Origin of the sequence: Bacillus safensis FO-36b, from assembly GCF_000691165.1 — a bacterium.
GTDB lineage: Bacteria > Bacillota > Bacilli > Bacillales > Bacillaceae > Bacillus > Bacillus safensis.
On sequence record NZ_ASJD01000001.1, the window covers coordinates 64,513 to 84,435 of the forward strand.

Sequence of the window (19,923 nt, forward strand, 5' to 3'; positions counted from 1 at the left end):
CTTTTTCTCGCTTGCGATTATGCTTTTTTTACTCTTGGACTTCTTGGTTTATTGACTTGATTGGTTTGTTTGATGATTCTTCGTTCATCATTTAGTGATTTATACAGCGAGACAATCATCAATATAATGACAACGGAGAACGGTAAGGCTGCGAGCTTGGCTGTATTTTGCAGGGCTTCAAGTCCCCCTGAAAATAAAAGCACAGCAGCAACAGCCGATTGTATAATGCCCCAGCTGACTTTGACACTGCCAGAAGGGTTCAATGATCCGTAGGTTGTCTGCATTCCAAGCACAAATGTAGCTGAATCAGCCGATGTAATAAAGAATACGGCGATTAAAATGAGTGCCAGTATCGATGTAATCATCGCCAGCGGATATTCATTCAGTACACCGAAGAGCATCGTTTCAGTTGAAAGACCTGCAACATCGACAATATTCTTTTGCTGTAAGTCCATTGCAGATACACCGAAAATCGAGAACCATAGGAATACTAGGATGGAAGGAGCGACTAAGACACCCACTAAAAATTCGCGAATTGTCCGCCCGCGAGACACTCTAGCGATAAAGATCCCGACAAATGGAGCCCAAGAAATCCACCATGCCCAATAAAAGATCGTCCATCCATTAATCCATTCTCTCTTTTCAGGATCATTGGGAGATAGACGAAAGCTCATTTGAACGATATTGGATAAGTATTGTCCAATCGAATCAGTAAAAGAATTTAAGATAAAAACAGTTGGACCTACCAAAAGTAAGAAAAACATCAGAACAGCTGCTAATACCATATTGATATTACTTAAGTATTTAATGCCTTTTCCAATCCCGCTTAAAGCAGATGCAAGGAAAAGCACTGTCACAATGATAATAATGATCAATTGTGTGCTAAAGGCAATTGGAATATGAAAAAGGTAATTCAATCCACCATTTATTTGTGCCGCGCCTAATCCTAGGCTTGTTGCAACACCAACCACAGTTGCAAATACTGCAATACAATCGATGGTTTTACCGATCCATCCGTGAATTTTATTTCCTAAAACGGGCTGCAGCGTTGCACTGATTAAGCCAGGTGCATCTTTTCTAAATTTAAAGTAAGCAATGCAAAGTGCAACAATGGCATAAATAGCCCATGCATGAAGCCCCCAGTGGAAAAATGTATAGCGAAGGGAATCGCGGAAGGCCTGAGCTGTTTCAGTCTCTCCTGTTGGTGACTGAATAGCATAGTGGCTGATCGGTTCAGCTGCTCCGTAAAAAACAAGACCAATTCCCATACCGGCACTAAATAGCATAGCAAACCAAGAAAATAAACCAAATTCAGGCTCTTCCCCGGGTTTTCCTAGCGTAATCTTACCGATTGGGCTAAAGATAAAGAATAGACAAAAGCCGACAAGCAGTGATACCACTAACAAGTAATACCAGCCAAAGTCATTTGTAATGTATGTTTGAATTTGATCTGTGACATTTTGCAATGTGTCTGGAGAAAACGCTCCCCACATCACGGCAACAAATGTGATCGCAATCACAATCCAAAATACACTTGATACGTTTTTCACACCATCTCACTCTCCTGTTGTTCTACACGTTTAAGCAGAGGACTTCGCTTAATATCCCCTAACTCAACTTATTTCAAACAAAAAGAGGCGAGCTTCTCACTCGACCTCTACTTTACCGTAACATGTTTTGCTTTCATTTATCAACTATCGATATGGGAAGACGATTTTTCCTCAATTCGTTTACGAAGACGGTAGACATATTCTTTTAAACATACTGCGAAAATGGTAAACGCCAAAACAATGGCGACTTTTAACGGGGTAATGGACAGCTTCAAGAAAACAGCAGCTGTCAAACTGATAACGACCGCAAGAACAATCGGTAATGCACGTCTGATCATTGATCTCTCTCCTTTGCTTCTAGTGCAGCATTCATGCCGGCAAGCCTGCCTGTCACAAGTGCTGATGTGATATTGTAGCCGCCTGTGTAGCCATGGATGTCTAAAATTTCTCCGCAGAAATAAAGACCGGGCATTTTTTTAGACGCCATTTTCTTCGGTTCAATTTCCTTCACAGAAACGCCGCCTCCTGTCACAAACGCTTTGTCCAAGGATAGCGTACCATTTGCATGCACAATAAAATGTTTGCAATCATGGGCAAATGCACGCAGTTTATCCTTGGCTAGACCAGAGAATGTGTCTTGTGGATCAATCCCGTTCCGTTCTAACAGAAACAATAAATAGCGTTCTTGCATCCAAGACTTGAGGACATTTTTAATGGCTTTCTTCGGTTCATCTTTTAGGTCGCGATGAAGCTTTTGGAACAGCTCCTCGTCATTCAGCTTCGGATATAAGTCAATTTGAAGACGTACACTCGGCTGTTTTTTCAATTCCTTCACAACAAATCCACTGCATCTAAGAACAGCTGGACCTGATAAACCAAAGTGAGTAAAAATCATATCCATGACGTGTGTGACGACGGGTTTCCCTTTTTTATTTAAAACACTGACAGCCACACTTCTTAAAGAAAGACCTTGAAGCACTTTTTCTTTAATAAATCGTTCATCGGATGTGACCGGTACCTCTGTTGGGAAGAGCTCTGTAATGGTATGACCGGCTGCTTCTGCCCATGCATAGCCGTCACCAGTAGAGCCGGTATGCGGCACACTTTTTCCGCCGACAGCAATGACGACAGACTTACTTGAAATTTTTTCATCATTATTTGTAACAATTCCAGCTGCTTGTCCGTCTTGATACAGAACTGTTTTAATTTTTTCGTTCGTTCGAATGGTGACATTGAGGGCTCGGAGCCTGTCTAGAAGGGCATCCACAACAGATTGTGCTTTGTTTGAGACAGGGAACATACGTCCATGGTCTTCTTCTTTTAGTTCAATGCCAAGGTTTTCAAAAAACGAAATAATATCCTCGTTGTTGAACTCAGAAAATGCACTATATAGAAAACGGCCGTTTCCGGGTATATGCTTGATGATTTCTTCTACTGGAAGGCGATTGGTGACGTTACAGCGTCCGCCGCCAGAAATGGCCAGCTTTCTGCCAAGTTTGTTTCCTTTGTCAATTAACAAAACAGTAGCGCCGTGCTCTGCTGATGCAATCGCGGCCATCAGCCCAGAAGGTCCGCCGCCAATGACAATGACATCATAATGTTTCATGTTACATTCCTCTTTCTACTTTCAGTCATTTTTCTATTATAACGAAGATTAGGGAAGGCTGAAATATGAATTGATTGGTTTTGTGACTTCCGTATTGGATTTGTTACCTGTGTGTTGAATTGATGTGGTAAAATAGTTAAGTTGAATATTCATTAGAAAAATGGTGGTTAAGCGCATGTCTAATAAACTGCTTCGTGGTACGTTGGTTTTAACGATAGGGACGTATCTCTCTCGTATTCTGGGTATGATTTATTTAATTCCATTTAGCGCAATGGTTGGAGCAACTGGTGGAGCGTTATTCCAATATGGATACAATCAATATACGATCTTTTTAAGTATTGCTACGCTTGGTTTTCCAACAGCGGTATCAAAATTTGTTTCCAAATATAATGCGATCGGCGATTATGAGACAACAAGAAAAATGTTCAGGGCGGGTATGTCGGTCATGCTTGTCACCGGGATTATCGCCTTTTCTATTTTATATTTGTCCGCACCGATTTTTGCCAAAATTCAGCTTGGCGGATCAAATGAAACAGGCGGTTTGACTGTCGATCAAGTAGTATATGTGATTCGAATGGTCAGCTTAGGTCTTTTGGTTGTACCGATCATGAGTCTTGTACGCGGGTTCTTCCAAGGACACTCCATGATGGGACCGACAGCTGTTTCCCAAGTGATTGAACAGCTTGTCAGAATCATCTTCCTATTAACGGCGACGTTTATTATTTTAAAGGTGCTTGACGGCGGGCTTGTCATTGCTGTCGGATATGCAACATTTGCCGCACTGATCGGTGCATTTGGCGGTTTATTCACGCTTTATTTATATTGGCTGAAGCGGAAAGACCGGCTCTTAGCTATGCAGCCGAATACAGGCTCTCACTCTGAATTATCTTATAAGCAAATGTTTACAGAGCTGTTTAGCTATGCAGCGCCGTATGTATTTGTTGGACTTGCGATTCCAATTTATTCTTATATCGATACAAACACAATTAACAGAGCCATGATTGCATCAGGACATCAGGATATTAGTACAGCGGTATTGTCCATTGTGACGTTATATTTACCGAAGCTCGTGATGATTCCTGTGTCACTTGCAACAGCGTTTGGCTTAACCTTGATTCCGACGATAACGGAATCATTTACAGCACGTAATTACAAGCTGCTCAATAGACAAATTGATCAGACGATGCAAGTCATTTTATTTTTCGTGCTGCCTGCTTCATTTGGTATCTCTGCATTGGCTGGACCGGTTTATTGGTTTTTCTATCCGTCTGTTCATCCTGAGATTGGGATCTCCATTTTGTTCTGGTATGCACCTGTTGCATTATTGTTTTCTTTATTCACCATTAATGCAGCGATTCTGCAAGGGATCAACAAACAAAAATTTGCCATCGTCAGTCTTTTGTTAGGGATCATTATTAAAACGGTTCTGAACATCCCGCTGATCAGCTGGCTGCAAGGAAATGGTTCTGTACTTGCAACAGCATTAGGCTACAGTGCGTCCATCTTGTATATGTTTATCATGATTAAACGCCATGCCGGCTATTCGTTCCGCAGAATTTTCAAACGTTTTATTCTCATTGGTATTTTAACGGCGATCATGGCTGTCGTGGCATATGTGACAAGTCAACTTGTGAGCCAAGTGATTTCTTATGAAGGCGGAATTGTACAAGCGGGTATCGTCATTTTGATTTCCATGATCACTGGCGGCGGTGTGTATATGTTCTTGTCTTATAAGGTGGGATTACTAGAGCGTGTACTTGGCAGCCGTATGCCGAAATTTTTAAGAAAAAAGAGTTAAGAAGAGGTAGATATTCATGAGGCTTGATAAATTACTTGCTAACAGCGGCTTTGGTTCAAGAAAAGATGTGAAAAAGCTTGTCAAGGCCCGGGCGGTCACAGTGAATGGAGAAGTGGCAAAGCAGGTGAAAGATCATGTTGATCCATCAAATGATGAAGTGCTCGTACACGGAGAGCGTGTAGAATATAAAGAATTCATTTACTTAATGATGAACAAGCCAGACGGGGTGATCTCGGCAACTGAAGATCTGCGGGATGAAACGGTTGTCGATTTACTTGAGCCGGAGGATATCGCAAGGGAGCCATTCCCTGTGGGGAGACTGGATAAGGATACGGTCGGTCTCCTTCTCCTCACAAATGATGGACAGCTTGCTCATCAATTACTTTCTCCAAAAAAGCATGTGCCAAAAATGTATGAGGTTCATTTGAAATATCCTTTAGGAGATCAAGACATTAAGCGTCTTGAAGAGGGCGTTGTCATCTTAGATGATTATCACACGAAGCCGGCGAAGGTGGAAGTAGATGCGAATGAAGACGAAGATACACGCATCCGTTTAACGATTACTGAAGGGAAGTACCATCAAGTGAAGCTGATGGCGCAAGCGGTGGGAAATGAAGTGATCTTTTTAAAAAGGCTCTCGATGGGGGCTGTCTCTTTAGATGAAGATCTAGCACCTGGAGAGTACCGTGAATTGACGGATGAAGAATTAGACAGCTTAATGAATCGTGAATAACATAAGAACAAAAGAAAAGAACCGGCATATCGCCGGTTCTTTTTGTTATATGGACAATTCATTATACGCTTAAGATGATATTTTTACTTTTTTTCTCGTTGTTTCCCATTTGCCTCTGCTTGGACTATGAACAAGATCGTTATAGGCAAGCACGTTTAAGTCTCTTTGAATGGTTCTAGGTGTGATCCCGAATTCATCAACCAGCTCTTGTGTCGTCACAAGACCTTTCTCTTGAATGAACATATAGACTGATTTGATTCGAGTCATCATACGGTTTGTTGAAGGTTTCAAAAAACCACTCCCTATCAATAAGATCGGATGGACTTGACTAACCACAACTTACTACACTAAAACTGCGAAATAAGGACATGCAACAATGGTAAATGTTCGTGTTTGTTAATGTTTTATTCTATTATACACGTTATTATGCATCTAGTTCCACCAAAAAGTCAACTTTACGTGTTTTTAAACTTGTCTTCATGAAATGAAATATGGTATATATCATGATTTGAATCCGGTTACAACCCAATAATGATAAGGGATGCGATTGGAGCTGACATTTTCAAATGTCCGAAAAATAAACACAGAAAATTTACAAAATAAAAAATTCAGTGAAGCAAAAAGACACATTCCATGTGAGGATGTGCCTTTTTTGTTTCTGTTATCCTTCTAAGAAAAAGAGCTGAATGAAAAATAAGACCGCAAAGATGAGAACAAGCACATGTACTTCTCTCCATTTCCCTTTCGCCAATTTCACAAGCGGATATGAAATAAATCCAAGTGAAATCCCTGTAGAGATACTAGAAGTCAGCGGCATCGAAAGAATGACAAGAAAAGCAGGGAATGCTTCGTCTAGTTCGTTCCAGCGAATGCGTGACACTGAGTTCATCATCAAACAGCCAACAATGATTAAAACAGGTGATGTGATGGATGGTAAAGAAGAAATCGCTTGAACGAGCGGGCCAAAAAATAATGCCACAATAAACAGTGCAGCGACCGTTAGAGACGTCAGCCCAGTTCTTCCGCCAGCAGCAACTCCTGATGATGATTCAATATAAGCAGTGGTTGGGCTTGTACCAAACATAGAACCAACCGTCGTTGCAGCCGAGTCAGCGAGCAGGGCTCTGCGCACTTTTGGCAGCTGGCCATTTTTCATTAATCCGGCTTGTTCTGCAACGCCGATCATCGTGCCTGTTGTATCAAAAATCGTCACCAGTAAGAAGGAGAAGACGACGGCATACAAATGATGAGAGAACACGTCACCAAAGGCAGAGATCGGATTTGTAATCAGCATGCCTTCAGGCAGTGCAGGGATGTCCATCAGTGTTTTAGGGAAATGAAGCTGGCCGGTTGCGAGCGCAATCAATGTGGTCGCTAACATACCGATAAACAGTGCACCATTTATTTGCAGAACCATTAAAATAACCGAAATCATTAAGCCGACAAGCGTTAAAATGACAACAGGCGAGCTTAAATTGCCAAGCTTCACAAGGTTTTCTGGATCAGCAGCGATGATCCCAGACTGACGGAGGCCGATGAACGCAATGAAAAGCCCAATTCCTGCTGTAATGCCGTACTTTAAATTATCTGGAATGGCTTGAATCAGTTGTTTTCTAAGGGATGTTAACGATAAAATAATAAAGAGTATACCAGCAACAAATACCGCACTAAACGCTGTTTGATAGCTGATGCCGCCACCGCCGACAACGGTAAAGGTGAAATAGACATTCAGCCCCATGCCTGGTGCAATGGCAATCGGATAGTTTGCAAATAGTGCCATCCAGAGCGTACCGACAACAGCAGCAATGATTGTTGCAGTAAAGACTTGGTCAAAAGGAATACCTGCTTTTGAAAGAATTCCCGGGTTGACGGCAACAATATAGACCATAGTAAAGAATGTCGTCATACCAGCGATGATTTCTTTCTTTATGTTGGTTTGATTTTCTTTTAACTGAAACATAAAATCCTCCATTTACGAACATTATTACAAAACAATTAATATAATATTCGTTTTAAGGGTGGATTGCAACCTTTTTTCAAGGAGGAATGGAAAAATGAATTGGGAAGCTGAAGTAATACGAAAAAAAGACGATTTGATCAAGGACACACAATCTTTTTTACAAATTGAAAGTGTCCTTGATGAAGAAGGCGGCAAGGAAGGAAAGCCATTTGGTGAAAAAGTCGATGATGCCCTGCAGTATATGCTGAAAAAAGGGGAAGACGAAGGCTTCACAGTCAAGAATGTCGACGGCTATGCGGGTCATATTGAATATGGGGAAGGCGATGACATTGTAGGTGTGCTTTGCCATGTGGACGTGGTGCCTGCTGGTGACGGCTGGACAACCCCGCCATTTTCAGCTGACATCAGAGAAAATAAAATCTTTGCACGCGGGGCTATTGATGACAAAGGCCCAACCATGGCGGCATTTTATGCGCTGAAGATCTTAAAAGATTCTGGTCTGCAGCTGTCGAAAAAAATCCGCATGATCATTGGAACAGATGAAGAAAGTGATTGGCGCTGTGTGGATCATTATTTCAAGCATGAGCCAATGCCGCAAATTGGATTTGCACCAGATGCCGATTTTCCGATTATTCATGCGGAAAAAGGGATCATTGATGCGGTTGTGTCATTTACATATCAACAAACAGCGAATCATCAGCGCTATACGCTGAAGCAATTTACATCGGGTATGAGGCTCAATATGGTGCCGGATGAGGCAGCTGCTACTGTGACTGCTGCACAGGAACACGATGCTGAATCATTAAAAACAGCCTTCGAAGCCTATCTTGCTGATCATCAATTATCTGGTGAGGTAAAAAGCGCAGCAGATGGACTGCATTTTACATTAAAAGGGGTGTCCGTTCATGCCATGGAGCCGGCGCATGGGACAAATGCGGGCATTCATATGGCGAATTTCTTATGCGGACACGAATTAGATGAGCAGGGACTTGCCTTTACTTCCCAAATCAACGCTTTATTTGATCAAGATACAAGAGGACAAAAGCTGGGAATTGCTTGCAAAGATGAGATTAGTGGAGATTTGACGTTGAATGTTGGGACAATCCGCTTTAAACAGAATGAGGAAGCAAAGCTAGGGTTAAATGTCCGCTATCCAGTAACAGCAGACGGCAAGGACGTCAAAAAAGGAATTGAAAGCATCAAAGGGGCAGCCCTGCTAAAATTCGAAGACAGCCCTCCGCATCACGTCTCAAAAGATCATCCGCTTGTGAAAACCTTGCAGCGGGTATATGAGGAACAAACGGGAGATCCTGCAACCCTTATTGCCATTGGGGGAGGAACGTATGCAAGATCTTTAGAAGCAGGCGTTGCCTTTGGACCTTTATTTCCTGGCAGGCCAGACTGCGCCCATCAAAAGGATGAATATATTGAAATTGATGACTTACTGAGAGCAGCAGCTCTTTACGCACAAGCTATGTATGAATTAGCAAAATAGAAATGGAAAAGAGAAGAGGGGATTCATAGTGAAAAAAATGTTCTTATGCTCTTCATTCAAAGACAGCTATTCTCTCTTATCTGACTTTGCGGGGGAATCATTAAAAGGAAAGCACGTGACTTTCTTTCCAACGGCAAGTGCTGTAGAAGAAGTCACGCACTATGTAGAGGCAGCGAAGGAAGCCTTTCAGCAATTAGGGATGCAGCTTGAGACTGTGCAGATAGATGAACAGTCCGCTGAAGAGATCTCGCAGATGATCAAACAAAATGATGTGATCTACGTGTCAGGAGGCAACACGTTTTATTTATTGCAGGAATTAAGAAAGCATCGTCTCGATGACGTGTTGAAAGAAGAAATCAACAACGGCAAGCTGTACATCGGAGAGTCTGCTGGGAGTATTATCATGGCGCCAAGCATTGAATATATCTCTCTGATGGATGATCAAAAGAAGGCACCGGAGCTTTCATCATATCAAGCTTTCAATGAAATAAGCCGCTATCCAGTACCGCATATGCACAATACCTATTTAGGCGAGGCTGCGCAGCAAATCACAGAGAAGCATCAGCAGACGCTTGATTTATGTCCGCTTACTGATGAACAGGCTTTACTTATCAGAGGGGAACAGGCTGAAGTGAAATCTGTCAAAGCATCTTAACCGTGAAATGAAGAAAAAGGAACAGGGATTCATCGCCCTGTTCCTTTTTTAATTTTGAAAAACATCACTGGATAAGTATCGTTCGCCCGTATCTGCTGTCATACAGATCACAATTTGATCTGCCGGCAATTGCTTGGCTGTTTCAATGGCTGCATAGCAAGCCGCCCCAGAGGATGGGCCTACCAAAATTCCTTCAAGCTGAGCGAGCTGCCGTGTGATGTGGTACGCATCTTCGTCACTTACTTGCACGATGTCATCATAGACGTGCTCGTTTAAAATATGGGGGATAAATCCTGGGCTTGTGCCAACGAGCTTATGCTTCCCAGGTTTCCCGCCAGATAAGACAGGGGAGCCCTTAGGCTCTGCCACACGGATGGTTAAATGAGGGAATGCCTTTTTTAATTCCTCTCCAGTTCCTGTAATAGTACCGCCAGTTCCAGCTGTTGCGATAAAGGCTCCAAGAGGCTGTCCAAGTTGTTTCACAGCTTCCATAATTTCGACTGCTGTTGTGCCTCTATGTGCATCTGGGTTCGCTCTATTGTCAAACTGCATGGGAATAAAGCTGTGAGGAATTTGAGCAGCCAGTTCCTCAGCCTTGCGGATGCAGCCCGGCATTTTTTCTTCTCCTGGGGTTAAGACGACCTGCGCCCCGTATGCCTTCAAAATATTGATTCTTTCCTTTGTCATCGTATCAGGCATGACAAGGATGGCTTTGTAGCCTCTTGCGGCGGCATTCATGGCTAAACCAATCCCTGTATTCCCGCTCGTAGGCTCAATAATGGTTGCTCCTTTTGTGAGTTTCCCTTGTTTTTCTGCCTCGACGATCATATTGTAAGCCGCGCGGTCTTTTACACTTCCGCTCGGATTAAATGATTCCAGCTTTAAGTAAACAGCCGCCGCATTTTCTGGCTGGAGCCGCTGTAATTTGACAAGTGGTGTATCGCCAATCAGCTCAGCTATATTTTGTGCAACTTTCATCAGATGACACCCTTTCTTCTCATTCCGCATTTCTTTAGTTATACTATCATCAATGGGGATTCGTAAAGTTTGTTAAAAAAGGACAGGTGATATTGTGTCAGAAAGCCGTCATTATTTTATAGGGATTCACATCCCTGAACAACTTGCGCATCAAATCAAACAAGACATTGATCAAAGGAGCGGACTGTTCTTTCAAAAATGGACAGCACCACATGATTATCATGTGACCCTTATCTTTTTAGGCGCCATTCCAGAAGAGCGTTTAAAAAAGATCATCCAGCTGCTTGACATCCTTTCAAATGAAGCGTCTGCATTTCCACTAGAGCTGAATGAGGTAGGGCAGTTTGGTGCGAAAGAACGCCCAAGAGTCTTTTTTGCAAAGCCTCATGAAAGTGAGCCGCTCATGCATTTAAGAGAAAAGGTAAAGGAAGCCGTCTTGTCAGCAGGACACCCTGTTGAAAAGAGACCGTTTCATCCGCATATGACGATTGCGCGCAAATGGAATGCGGATGACCCTTATGAAAAGCAAGCTCCTTTACGCAAAGAGCCATATGTGATGGAGGTTTCTCGTATCACTTTATTTGAAATACGTCCGAAGGAAACCCCTCGTTATCACGCAATCAAACAATTTACACTACATAAATGATTCTAGAAGTTGGAGTGAGCAGCAGATGGCGCAAATTATCAAAATTCAAGATTATATATCACGATATGAACAAGACCCGCATCACTATATCAATCAATTCAATCGGTTGAAAAAACAAAGATGGGACGAGTTAAAAAAGGCTTCAAAAGAGGAGGCGCAGCAACCGTTTGATCAAATTCCTCAACAAGCGCCAGAACAAGAGGAAGAAAAGAGAAAGAAATTCTCCTTAAAGAGAAAGCAAAAAGAAGCCGATATGAAAAAGGAACGGGACCTGAGTCTTTTTAACGAGCCGACAGATATAGAGCAAGGGGTTTTCAGAAACGTTCCTGCCGATGAAACGAAGCTGATTCACTTTTTTAAGGATCATCTCTTTGAAGTGCAATTAAAATGGGCGAGTTCGACGATTTCACATATTTCAACCGTTTCCCATCATATTCGGTATGATGAAAAGCTGCGGATGCTTGCAAGGCAGCTTCCGGATTCTTATTTTGTGATGTACAAGCCGGTGCTGCTCATTCAAAAAGCTGAGATGGAATTATGTCCGATACTCATCACGCCGCTCGAAGTGATCTGTTTATCTTTCTTAGAGGCTGAGCCAGACAGCGTCTATATCGGAACGAAGGAACGTTTTTGGGAAAAACGGGCGACTGGGAAAGCTGTTCAGTCCGTCTTGAATCCTTGTGCAAGCCTTTTGCGATCTGGCACCGTCGTGTCAAAAATCTTACAGCAAAGTGGTGTAGACCTTCCTGTGAAAAAAATCCTCATCAGCCGAACCTCTTATATTGATTTACCTGAAGTTCCATATGGGATGGAGGTTATCGATAAGAAGAAGGCAGAAGAGTGGTTTGAAAAGCAGCGGAAAAATACGGCGCCGACAAAGCATCAGCAATTTAAGGCGACAAAGGCATTGCTTGCTTATGGTGAATCAGACAGCAAAAGAAGACAGGAATGGCTCGATTAAAGGCATGATGGAAGGTCACGAAAAATGAGACCTGAGTGGAGCTAATATATGAATGAATGGTACTTTATCGTTAATCCAGAAGCAGGACATGGAAAAGGACTCCGCACATGGAGGAGCATAGAGAAAGAATTACAAAAGGTGGAGGTCTCTTATCGATCATTTCTCACCCAGCATGAAGGCCATGCAGAAGTTTTGGCAAGACAAATCAGTGCCATGCAGGATGACAGGCTGAAGCGCTTGATTGTTATTGGCGGTGACGGCACCATTCATGAAGTACTGAATGGCTTAAAGGAAATCGATCATGTGCAGCTTAGTTTTGTCCCTGCTGGTCATTGGAATGATGCTGCGAAGGGTCTCGGTATCCATCGTCATGATGTCCTAAAAGAAGTGAGAAAGCAAAAGAGAATGCTCACCAAAACATTTTCTCTCGGCTCCTTTCAAGATCATGCCGAAAGTCCGCAATCTGTTCTCTTTCTCAATCATATCGGTGCGGGGTTTGACGCACATGTACTGAGGAAAACGGTGCATTTTAGAGGGAAAAAGTGGCTGAAACGGCTGGGGCTTGGCTTTATCATCTACCCTCTGTCATTTCTCCATTCTTTATGGTCGTTTAAGCCGTTTGATCTTGCGTTATTTATTGAAAATGAGAAGAAAGTCTTTCGCCAAGTGTGGTTTGTGATCGTCTGCAATCACCCGTATTACGGGGGAGGGCTGGAAGCGGCACCGGAAGTGAGTGCGAGGCAGCCAGGTTTTCAAACGTTGGTTGTCACAGATTTGAATCCATTCAAAGTCCTTTTGTTTCTAAGCGCGATGGTGTTCCGAAAGCATCTTGGGATGAAGGGGGTTACCCTGTTTCAGCATGAGGAAGCGTTTTTAGAAGCAGATGAAAAAATCTTATTTCACGCAGATGGAGAAGTGATCGGCGCAACGCCTGTCTTTGTAAAGGCAAGTGAACGATCCTTAAAATTACGTGCTTAAATAACTTGTGGTATATCCTTAGTCAAAGAACCATGAAAAAAGCCTTCTTTTTCGTAAGGTTCTTGTCCTGATTTTTTAGTTTTGCTTGACGAGTATAAGAAGGTAACGATAAAATCTATAGGACGGCTATTGTTTAGCATCTCATTCTCAATAGCTGTCCTTTTTGTTTTTATGATCATATAAATAAAAAAAGAAACAGCCAATTGATCCTCAATCGGCTGAATTTTGTCGACTAAAAAAGCAAGATTTAAAATATTTTAAGAAATGATGGGTTGAAAATTGATATGAACTGGTTGGGACAAATATTAGGTAGCGAATGGCACATCTCTCCGGCTGGAGGCGCTACGGGAGATGCGTACTTCGCAACACACAATGACCAAAAGCTATTTTTAAAACGCAATACGTCACCGTTTCTTGCGGTTTTGTCAGCTGAAGGCATTGTGCCGAAGCTTGTCTGGACAAAACGGATGGAAAATGGAGATGTGATTACTGCACAGCACTGGCTGAGCGGCAGAGAGCTGAAGCCAAAGGACATGAATGATCGTCCTGTAGCAGAGCAGCTAAGAAAAATTCATACATCAAAAGAATTGCTCGATATGCTGAAACGATTAGAGAAGCACTCTCTAGACCCAGAATCCATTCTGATGCATCTGAAACAGTCCATATTAAACGAGCAAATTGATTCACAAGACATTTCGCGTGCCATCCAGTATTTAGAGAAGCATGTGGAGGCTGTCCATTTTGAGGACAAGGTCGTCTGTCATTGCGATCTCAATCATAATAATTGGCTGCTGACAGATGAAAACCAGCTCTATTTGATCGATTGGGATGGGGCGATGATTGCAGACCCAGCGATTGATCTTGGACCGCTTTTATACCATTATGTTGAGGAAGAGAACTGGGAAAGCTGGCTCTCTATGTACGGCGCCCCGCTGACGGACAATTTGCGAAAGCGCATGGCGTGGTACGTGCTCGCTGAAACCGTATCGTTTGTCGTTTGGCATAAACGAAAAGGGAATGAAAAGGCGCAAAAAGAAGTGCAAGCGGAGCTAAATGCACTCTTAAAACGGTTAAACATCCATTAAGACAGTGGAATGTTCTCGACCCACTCAGACAGATGTGATTGATGCTCCTCAATATGTGCATCAATTGAACTGACAGAGGTGCCCTTTTGGCTGTAATCATAAATATCTGTTAACAGCTGACGAATGTCGGCATCCAGATCTTCTTTTGCCAGCATTAATTGAATCACGCGTCCCACCTGTTCATATTCTGCAACAGTCCCGCAGCAATCCAGCTGGTGATCGGTTAAAATATCTTTGATTAATTGAAGCTGATGTTGACGGTTTAAACCCATACAAATGCTCCTTTCCTGCGTGTCATTTATGAGGTTAAACTGTGCATTCAGTGTCCAATTTATACATGCGGCAGACCAGCTCAAGCGAAGGGCTGGTCTTTTTATATGGACATAGAAGATGCTGTCTTGCGGGTCTTTATGTTTCATGGTATCTTGATAAAATGTAAAGAAAATAGAGGTGTATCAAATTGAGAATGCGACATAAACCATGGGCGGATGATTACTTAGCTGAGAATGCTCATATTGCTTTAGCAAGTCCCGAGCAATATAAAGGGAAATGGCATGAGCTGTTTGGAAATGATCATCCAATCCATATCGAAGTTGGGACAGGAAAAGGGAGCTTTATTGCTGGAATGGGCAAGCTTCATCCTGATATCAACTATATTGGCATTGAATTATTTAAAAGTGTTATTGTGACGGCAGTAGATAAAATCAAAGAGACAGATGTTGAAAATGTAAAGCTTTTGAACATCAATGCTGAGACGCTGACAGATGTGTTTGCGGAAAATGAGATTGACCGGGTGTATTTGAATTTCTCTGATCCGTGGCCAAAAGCAAGACACGAAAAGCGCAGATTGACGTTTAAAACCTTTTTAGAGCGATATGAACATATTCTTCGTCCAGGCGGTGAATTACATTTCAAAACAGATAACCGCGGGTTATTTGAATATTCCTTAAAAAGTTTTTCTGCATATGGCCTTCTTTTAACGTATGTCAGCTTAGATTTACATGAGGACGGCTTAGAAGGAAACGTGATGACTGAATATGAAGAGAAATTCTCGTCTATGGGACAACCGATCTATCGATCAGAAGTCAAATTCCCAGAATAACAAGTGATATCAAGCTGGCTGCAATAGAAAAATGGCAGTCAGCTTTTTTTATGAAAAGATTGGTGCATGCGATTTTTGGCTGTATTTGCTACGATAGAAAAAGGAGGGATGACAGCAATGGAGACAATGAAAATAGGTGAAATGGAACTGTTTTGGTTAAACGGGGGAGATACGCACATGGACGGCGGAGCGATGTTTGGTGTCGTGCCAAAGCCATTATGGTCAAAAAAATACCCGGTAAATGACCGCAATCAAATTGAATTACGATGTGATCCAATTCTCATTCGGTGGAAGGGTCTTCATCTGTTAGTGGATTCCGGCATCGGATCAGGGAAGCTGACGGATAAACAAAAACGCAATTACGGCGTGACAGAGGAAACCAAATTGGAAGAATCTCTAGCGGCGCTTGGCCTGCGCCCATCAGATATTGATTACGTATTGATGACACATCTGCACTTTGATCATGCCAGCGGATTAACAAAACGTGAAGGCGATAAGCTTGTGTCTGTTTTTCAGCAGGCAAAAATCATCACATCGAAAATCGAATGGGATGAAATGAGAGCGCCAAACATTCGCTCAAGAAATACATATTGGAAAGAAAACTGGGAGCCTGTGGCAGATCAAGTCGTCACATTTGAAGAAAGCATCGAAGTGACAGAAGGAATCGAGCTGCATCATACAGGCGGCCATAGCAATGGTCATAGTATTTTAACGCTCACAAGTGAGGGCGAAACAGCGATTCATTTAGCTGATATCATGCCAACACACGCTCATAAAAATCCACTCTGGGTTCTGGCATATGATGATTACCCAATGACTTCGATTCCAGCCAAGCAAAAGTGGCAGGCATATGCTGAAGAAAAAAATGCTTGGTACTTGTTTTATCATGATGCCATTTATCGTGCTGTAAAATGGGACGAAGATGGGCAGATCACACACGACATCAAAAGAGAAACAGGAAGATAAAAGATCATCTGTATGTTTTATTCGCCTTTCACACAAAATAACGACAAAATGAACTTGTGAAAGGAAGAGTGCAGGTGAACCAATTTTATCGTGTACATGGTGATGTGATCGAAACACCATTAAGAGGAATGGAAGTCATGTCAGTCCCTTATTTAAACAAAGGGGTTGCATTTACAAAGGAAGAGCGGGAGGAGCTCGGTTTAAAGGGATTCCTTCCGCCTAAGGTCTTAACCTTAGAGGATCAGGCAAAGCGTGCATATGAACAGTTTAAGGCACAGCCTGATGAACTGGGGAAAAATGTGTATTTAACAGCGCTTCATGACAGAAATGAAGTGCTTTTTTACAAACTGCTAAATGAGCACTTGGCGGAAATGCTTCCGATTGTCTACACGCCGACTGTAGGAACGGCTATTCAGCGTTATAGCCATGAGTATCGAAAGCCGAGAGGGCTGTATTTATCGATTGATGATCTGGAAGGCATGGAAGAGATTTTTGCCTCTTATGGTGTCGATGAATCAATCGACTTAATCGTTGCAACGGATGCAGAAGGCATTTTAGGCATTGGAGACTGGGGCGTTGGCGGGATTGCCATTTCAGTTGGAAAACTTGCTGTTTATACAGCTGCAGCAGGCATTGATCCCAGCCGCGTGCTGGCAGTAGTGCTTGATGCCGGAACGAACCAGGAAAGTCTCTTGAATGATCCGCTTTATGTTGGAAACCAGCACTCCCGCGTTCGAGGAGAGCGCTATGATCAGTTCATTGATCAATATGTCGAGCTTGCCCGCGCTACTTTCCCAAATGCACTCCTTCACTGGGAAGACTTTGGGACAAAGAATGCCCGTGCGATATTGGAAAAATATAAGGACCGTATTTGTACATTTAACGATGACATTCAAGGGACTGGCGCCGTTTCACTTGCTGCAGTTCTGGCATGTGCAAAAGCTTCGAAGGTTCCGCTGAAAGATCACCGTATTGTCATTTTTGGAGCGGGTACGGCAGGTATTGGCATAGCCGAGCAAATCCGTGATGCCATTGTCAGAGATGGAGTCAAAGAAGAGGAGTCCTATGATCATTTCTGGTGTATTGATAAAACGGGGCTGCTCACAGATGATTCACCTGACATTCAGCCATTTCAAAAGCCGTATGCAAGGCGCTCTGACGAAGTAAAGAATTATGCCCGTAATGGTCCAAAGCATTCGATTGATCTATTAGAGGTCGTCAAGCAGGCGAAACCAACAATCTTAATTGGCACTTCGACGGTCGGAGGAGCATTTACAGAGGAAATTGTAAAAGAAATGGCGTCACACGTGGAGCGTCCTGCGATTTTACCGATGTCGAATCCGACACCTCTTTCAGAAGCAAAGCCGCAAGATCTGATCGAGTGGACTGAAGGACGTGCCCTTGTGACAACGGGAAGTCCATTTGATCCTGTCGAATATGGCGGTGTCACATATGAAATTGGACAAGCGAATAATGCCCTTGTCTTCCCAGGCCTTGGTCTAGGCACAATTGTGTCAAAAGCACGCCTCATGACAGATAGTATGTTTGTTGCGAGTGCTGAAGCCATTGCAAGCATGGTCAATGTTGGGAAGCCGGGTGCAGCGATGCTGCCAAGTGTCGATCAGCTTCGAACCGTTTCAGCGACAGTGGCCGTCCGTGTGGCGCAGGCAGCAATTGATGAAGGAATTGCAGAAGAAACGCCTGATGATCTCATTCAGGCTGTGCAGGACGCTATGTGGCATCCTGTTTACAAAAAAATCAAAGCCATATAAAAAAAGCTTCGCAAGGACATGTCTTTGCGAAGCTTTCTTGATCAAGCAACAGAATCAATTACATCCACGATCATGCCAGTTTTGGCATCAATCATCACTTCATACTGTTCAAGCTCACCAAAGGCAGAGCGGGTAATGCCAGATTTGTATACATCAATCGTTTCGCCATTTACGGTATACGGCTCTGGTACAGTATAAATCCAAGAGCCATCAATCGGGCCGCGCTGTTTAAAAGCAGATTTCACAATTTTTAATGCTTTTTCAGATGAGATATACGTAGGGAAAAATACTTTCTTTGCAACAATTGCAGCGGCTACGCCAATACTCGCACCAATCAGAACATGTTTTAACTTCAACGTGCTGCACCTCCGTATTGCTGTTTTTTCCATTATACAAAACTTGTCCAACGATGTTAAGGAATCCGAATACTTGAAAGCATATTCAAAATTTCTGGAGAGATACTTGGAAAACCGAAAGAATTCTTATAGTATAAAGTGAGTGTTATTTTTATAGGAATATATATGGTCATTACATAGAAACGAGGTAAACTGTAGAATGAACGAAGAAACATTGTCGCTTTTCCGAAATTTAACAGAATTACAGGGAACTCCAGGAAATGAGCACCATGTGCGTGCTTTTATGAAAAAGGAACTTGAAAAATATTCTGATGAACTCATTCAAGACCGTCTTGGCGGAGTGTTTGGCGTACGCAAGGGACCGGAAAACGCACCGAAAATTATGGTAGCGGGTCATATGGATGAAGTCGGATTCATGGTCTCATCGATTACGAAAAACGGGATGATTCGTTTTCAAACACTTGGCGGCTGGTGGAGTCAAGTCATGCTGGCGCAGCGTGTGGACGTCCATACCGATCACGGGCCAATTCCTGGTGTCGTCTCTAGTACACCTCCTCACCTTCTCACGCCAGAACAAAAAAGCAAACCTGTGAAGCCGTCAGATATGCTTATTGATATTGGTGCAGACAGTGAAGAAGAGGCAAAAGAGCTTGGCGTTCGTCCAGGACAGCAAATCGTTCCTGCAACGGTTTTTACCCCAATGGCGAATCCAAAAAAGATTTTAGCGAAGGCTTGGGATAACCGCTATGGCTGCGGCCTTGCAATTGAATTATTAAAAGAATTAAAAGACGAATCACTTTCATGTCAGCTGTACTCAGGAGCAACTGTTCAAGAGGAAGTTGGGCTTAGAGGAGCTGAGGTAGCTGCGAATATGATTCAGCCAGATCTTTTCTTCGCTTTAGATGCGAGTCCTGCAAACGATGTGACAGGTGACAAAACACAGTTCGGCCAGCTTGGAAAAGGTGCACTTCTGCGTATTTTTGATCGGACAATGATTACGCACCGCGGAATGAGAGACTTTGTGCTTGATACTGCTGAGACAAACAACATTCCATATCAATATTTCGTATCACCGGGTGGTACGGACGCTGGACGTGTTCATATTTCAAACCAAGGTGTGCCTTCTGCTGTGATTGGAGTTTGTGCACGCTACATTCATACAAGTCATTCTGTTTTGCATGTGGACGATTACGCAGCGGCAAAAGAGTTAATTGTCCGCCTTGTCAAAAATTGTGATCAAAGTACAGTGGATTCTATTTACCAACAAGTATAAATAGAATAG

20 protein-coding genes are annotated in these 19,923 nt (G+C 42.8%); 12 read left to right on the forward strand and 8 right to left on the reverse strand.

The genetic code is table 11. The features are described from left to right. Positions 1–17 precede the first annotated feature (17 nt). The 3 genes from opuD to BA81_RS00370 form a co-directional block, all read right to left on the reverse strand. Positions 18–1,550 (reverse strand): glycine betaine transporter OpuD, encoded by a 1,533-nt coding sequence (gene opuD, locus BA81_RS00360; protein ID WP_034279475.1) that lies wholly within the window; start codon positions 1,548–1,550, stop codon positions 18–20. Positions 1,551–1,690: 140 nt separating this feature from the next. Beyond that, the gene (locus BA81_RS00365; protein WP_024424878.1) at positions 1,691–1,888 is read right to left on the reverse strand and encodes a hypothetical protein; all 198 of its coding nucleotides are present in this window, start codon (positions 1,886–1,888) and stop codon (positions 1,691–1,693) included. After that, on the reverse strand, positions 1,885–3,156 hold the full coding sequence (locus BA81_RS00370) for a BaiN/RdsA family NAD(P)/FAD-dependent oxidoreductase (protein ID WP_034279477.1): 1,272 nt from the start codon (positions 3,154–3,156) through the stop codon (positions 1,885–1,887). The genes BA81_RS00365 and BA81_RS00370 overlap by 4 nt, the downstream gene beginning before the upstream one ends. Positions 3,157–3,331: 175 nt before the next feature. Between BA81_RS00370 and BA81_RS00375 the strand changes: the two genes are divergently transcribed. Together BA81_RS00375 and BA81_RS00380 are read left to right on the forward strand one after the other, a co-directional pair. Beyond that, positions 3,332–4,954: a putative polysaccharide biosynthesis protein gene (locus BA81_RS00375; RefSeq protein WP_034279480.1), complete on the forward strand. Its 1,623-nt coding sequence runs from the start codon at positions 3,332–3,334 to the stop codon at positions 4,952–4,954. A gap of 16 nt (positions 4,955–4,970) precedes the next feature. Beyond that, entirely contained in the window at positions 4,971–5,687 is a 717-nt protein-coding gene (locus BA81_RS00380; protein WP_034279483.1) for a pseudouridine synthase, read from the forward strand. Positions 5,688–5,756: 69 nt separating this feature from the next. Here BA81_RS00380 and BA81_RS00385 read toward each other — a convergent pair whose 3' ends face one another. Beyond that, positions 5,757–5,978: a DeoR family transcriptional regulator gene (locus tag BA81_RS00385; protein WP_008356419.1), complete on the reverse strand. Its 222-nt coding sequence runs from the start codon at positions 5,976–5,978 to the stop codon at positions 5,757–5,759. Between the two features lie 370 nt (positions 5,979–6,348). After that, on the reverse strand, positions 6,349–7,647 hold the full coding sequence (locus BA81_RS00390) for an NCS2 family permease (RefSeq protein ID WP_034279487.1): 1,299 nt from the start codon (positions 7,645–7,647) through the stop codon (positions 6,349–6,351). Between the two features lie 94 nt (positions 7,648–7,741). Between BA81_RS00390 and pepV the strand changes: the two genes are divergently transcribed. Next, positions 7,742–9,142, forward strand: coding sequence for a dipeptidase PepV (gene pepV / locus BA81_RS00395; RefSeq protein ID WP_034279489.1), 1,401 nt, complete (start codon positions 7,742–7,744; stop codon positions 9,140–9,142). A gap of 28 nt (positions 9,143–9,170) precedes the next feature. Beyond that, the gene (locus tag BA81_RS00400) at positions 9,171–9,797 is read left to right on the forward strand and encodes a Type 1 glutamine amidotransferase-like domain-containing protein (protein WP_034279491.1); all 627 of its coding nucleotides are present in this window, start codon (positions 9,171–9,173) and stop codon (positions 9,795–9,797) included. A gap of 48 nt (positions 9,798–9,845) precedes the next feature. On the opposite strand, the gene cysK is transcribed toward BA81_RS00400, so the two are convergent. Then, on the reverse strand, positions 9,846–10,775 hold the full coding sequence (gene cysK / locus BA81_RS00405) for a cysteine synthase A (RefSeq protein ID WP_034279493.1): 930 nt from the start codon (positions 10,773–10,775) through the stop codon (positions 9,846–9,848). A gap of 94 nt (positions 10,776–10,869) precedes the next feature. Here cysK and thpR point away from each other — a divergent pair, with 94 nt between their 5' ends. From thpR to BA81_RS00430, 4 genes are all read left to right on the forward strand, one after another. Continuing rightward, positions 10,870–11,421, forward strand: a complete 552-nt coding sequence (gene thpR, locus BA81_RS00410) for an RNA 2',3'-cyclic phosphodiesterase (protein WP_034279495.1) — start codon at positions 10,870–10,872, stop codon at positions 11,419–11,421. Between the two features lie 25 nt (positions 11,422–11,446). Next, positions 11,447–12,382, forward strand: a complete 936-nt coding sequence (locus tag BA81_RS00415) for a hypothetical protein (protein ID WP_034279497.1) — start codon at positions 11,447–11,449, stop codon at positions 12,380–12,382. 48 nt (positions 12,383–12,430) lie between these two features. Then, positions 12,431–13,360: a YegS/Rv2252/BmrU family lipid kinase gene (locus BA81_RS00420; protein ID WP_034279500.1), complete on the forward strand. Its 930-nt coding sequence runs from the start codon at positions 12,431–12,433 to the stop codon at positions 13,358–13,360. A 284-nt stretch (positions 13,361–13,644) separates the two neighbouring features. Next, positions 13,645–14,445 carry a phosphotransferase family protein gene (locus BA81_RS00430; RefSeq protein ID WP_024424868.1) on the forward strand — a complete coding sequence of 267 codons (801 nt, stop codon included), beginning with the start codon at positions 13,645–13,647 and terminating at the stop codon, positions 14,443–14,445. On the opposite strand, the gene BA81_RS00435 is transcribed toward BA81_RS00430, so the two are convergent. Further along, positions 14,442–14,717, reverse strand: coding sequence for a YtzH-like family protein (locus BA81_RS00435; protein WP_024424867.1), 276 nt, complete (start codon positions 14,715–14,717; stop codon positions 14,442–14,444). The genes BA81_RS00430 and BA81_RS00435 overlap by 4 nt on opposite strands. A 188-nt stretch (positions 14,718–14,905) precedes the next feature. On the opposite strand from BA81_RS00435, the gene trmB reads away from it, so the two are divergent. The 3 genes from trmB (at position 14,906) to BA81_RS00450 (ending at position 18,285) form a co-directional block, all read left to right on the forward strand. Further along, complete coding sequence (gene trmB, locus BA81_RS00440; RefSeq protein ID WP_024424866.1) at positions 14,906–15,547, forward strand: tRNA (guanosine(46)-N7)-methyltransferase TrmB; 642 nt, start codon at positions 14,906–14,908, stop codon at positions 15,545–15,547. 117 nt (positions 15,548–15,664) lie between these two features. Next, on the forward strand, positions 15,665–16,513 hold the full coding sequence (locus BA81_RS00445; RefSeq protein ID WP_034279506.1) for a YtnP family quorum-quenching lactonase: 849 nt from the start codon (positions 15,665–15,667) through the stop codon (positions 16,511–16,513). 74 nt (positions 16,514–16,587) lie between these two features. Beyond that, on the forward strand, positions 16,588–18,285 hold the full coding sequence (locus BA81_RS00450) for an NAD-dependent malic enzyme (RefSeq protein WP_034279508.1): 1,698 nt from the start codon (positions 16,588–16,590) through the stop codon (positions 18,283–18,285). A 41-nt stretch (positions 18,286–18,326) separates the two neighbouring features. Here the strand turns inward: BA81_RS00450 and BA81_RS00455 are convergent, their stop codons facing one another. Further along, entirely contained in the window at positions 18,327–18,641 is a 315-nt protein-coding gene (locus BA81_RS00455) for a PepSY domain-containing protein (protein WP_003217759.1), read from the reverse strand. 199 nt (positions 18,642–18,840) lie between these two features. Between BA81_RS00455 and BA81_RS00460 the strand changes: the two genes are divergently transcribed. After that, on the forward strand, positions 18,841–19,914 hold the full coding sequence (locus BA81_RS00460; protein WP_034279511.1) for a M42 family metallopeptidase: 1,074 nt from the start codon (positions 18,841–18,843) through the stop codon (positions 19,912–19,914). Positions 19,915–19,923 lie beyond the last annotated feature (9 nt).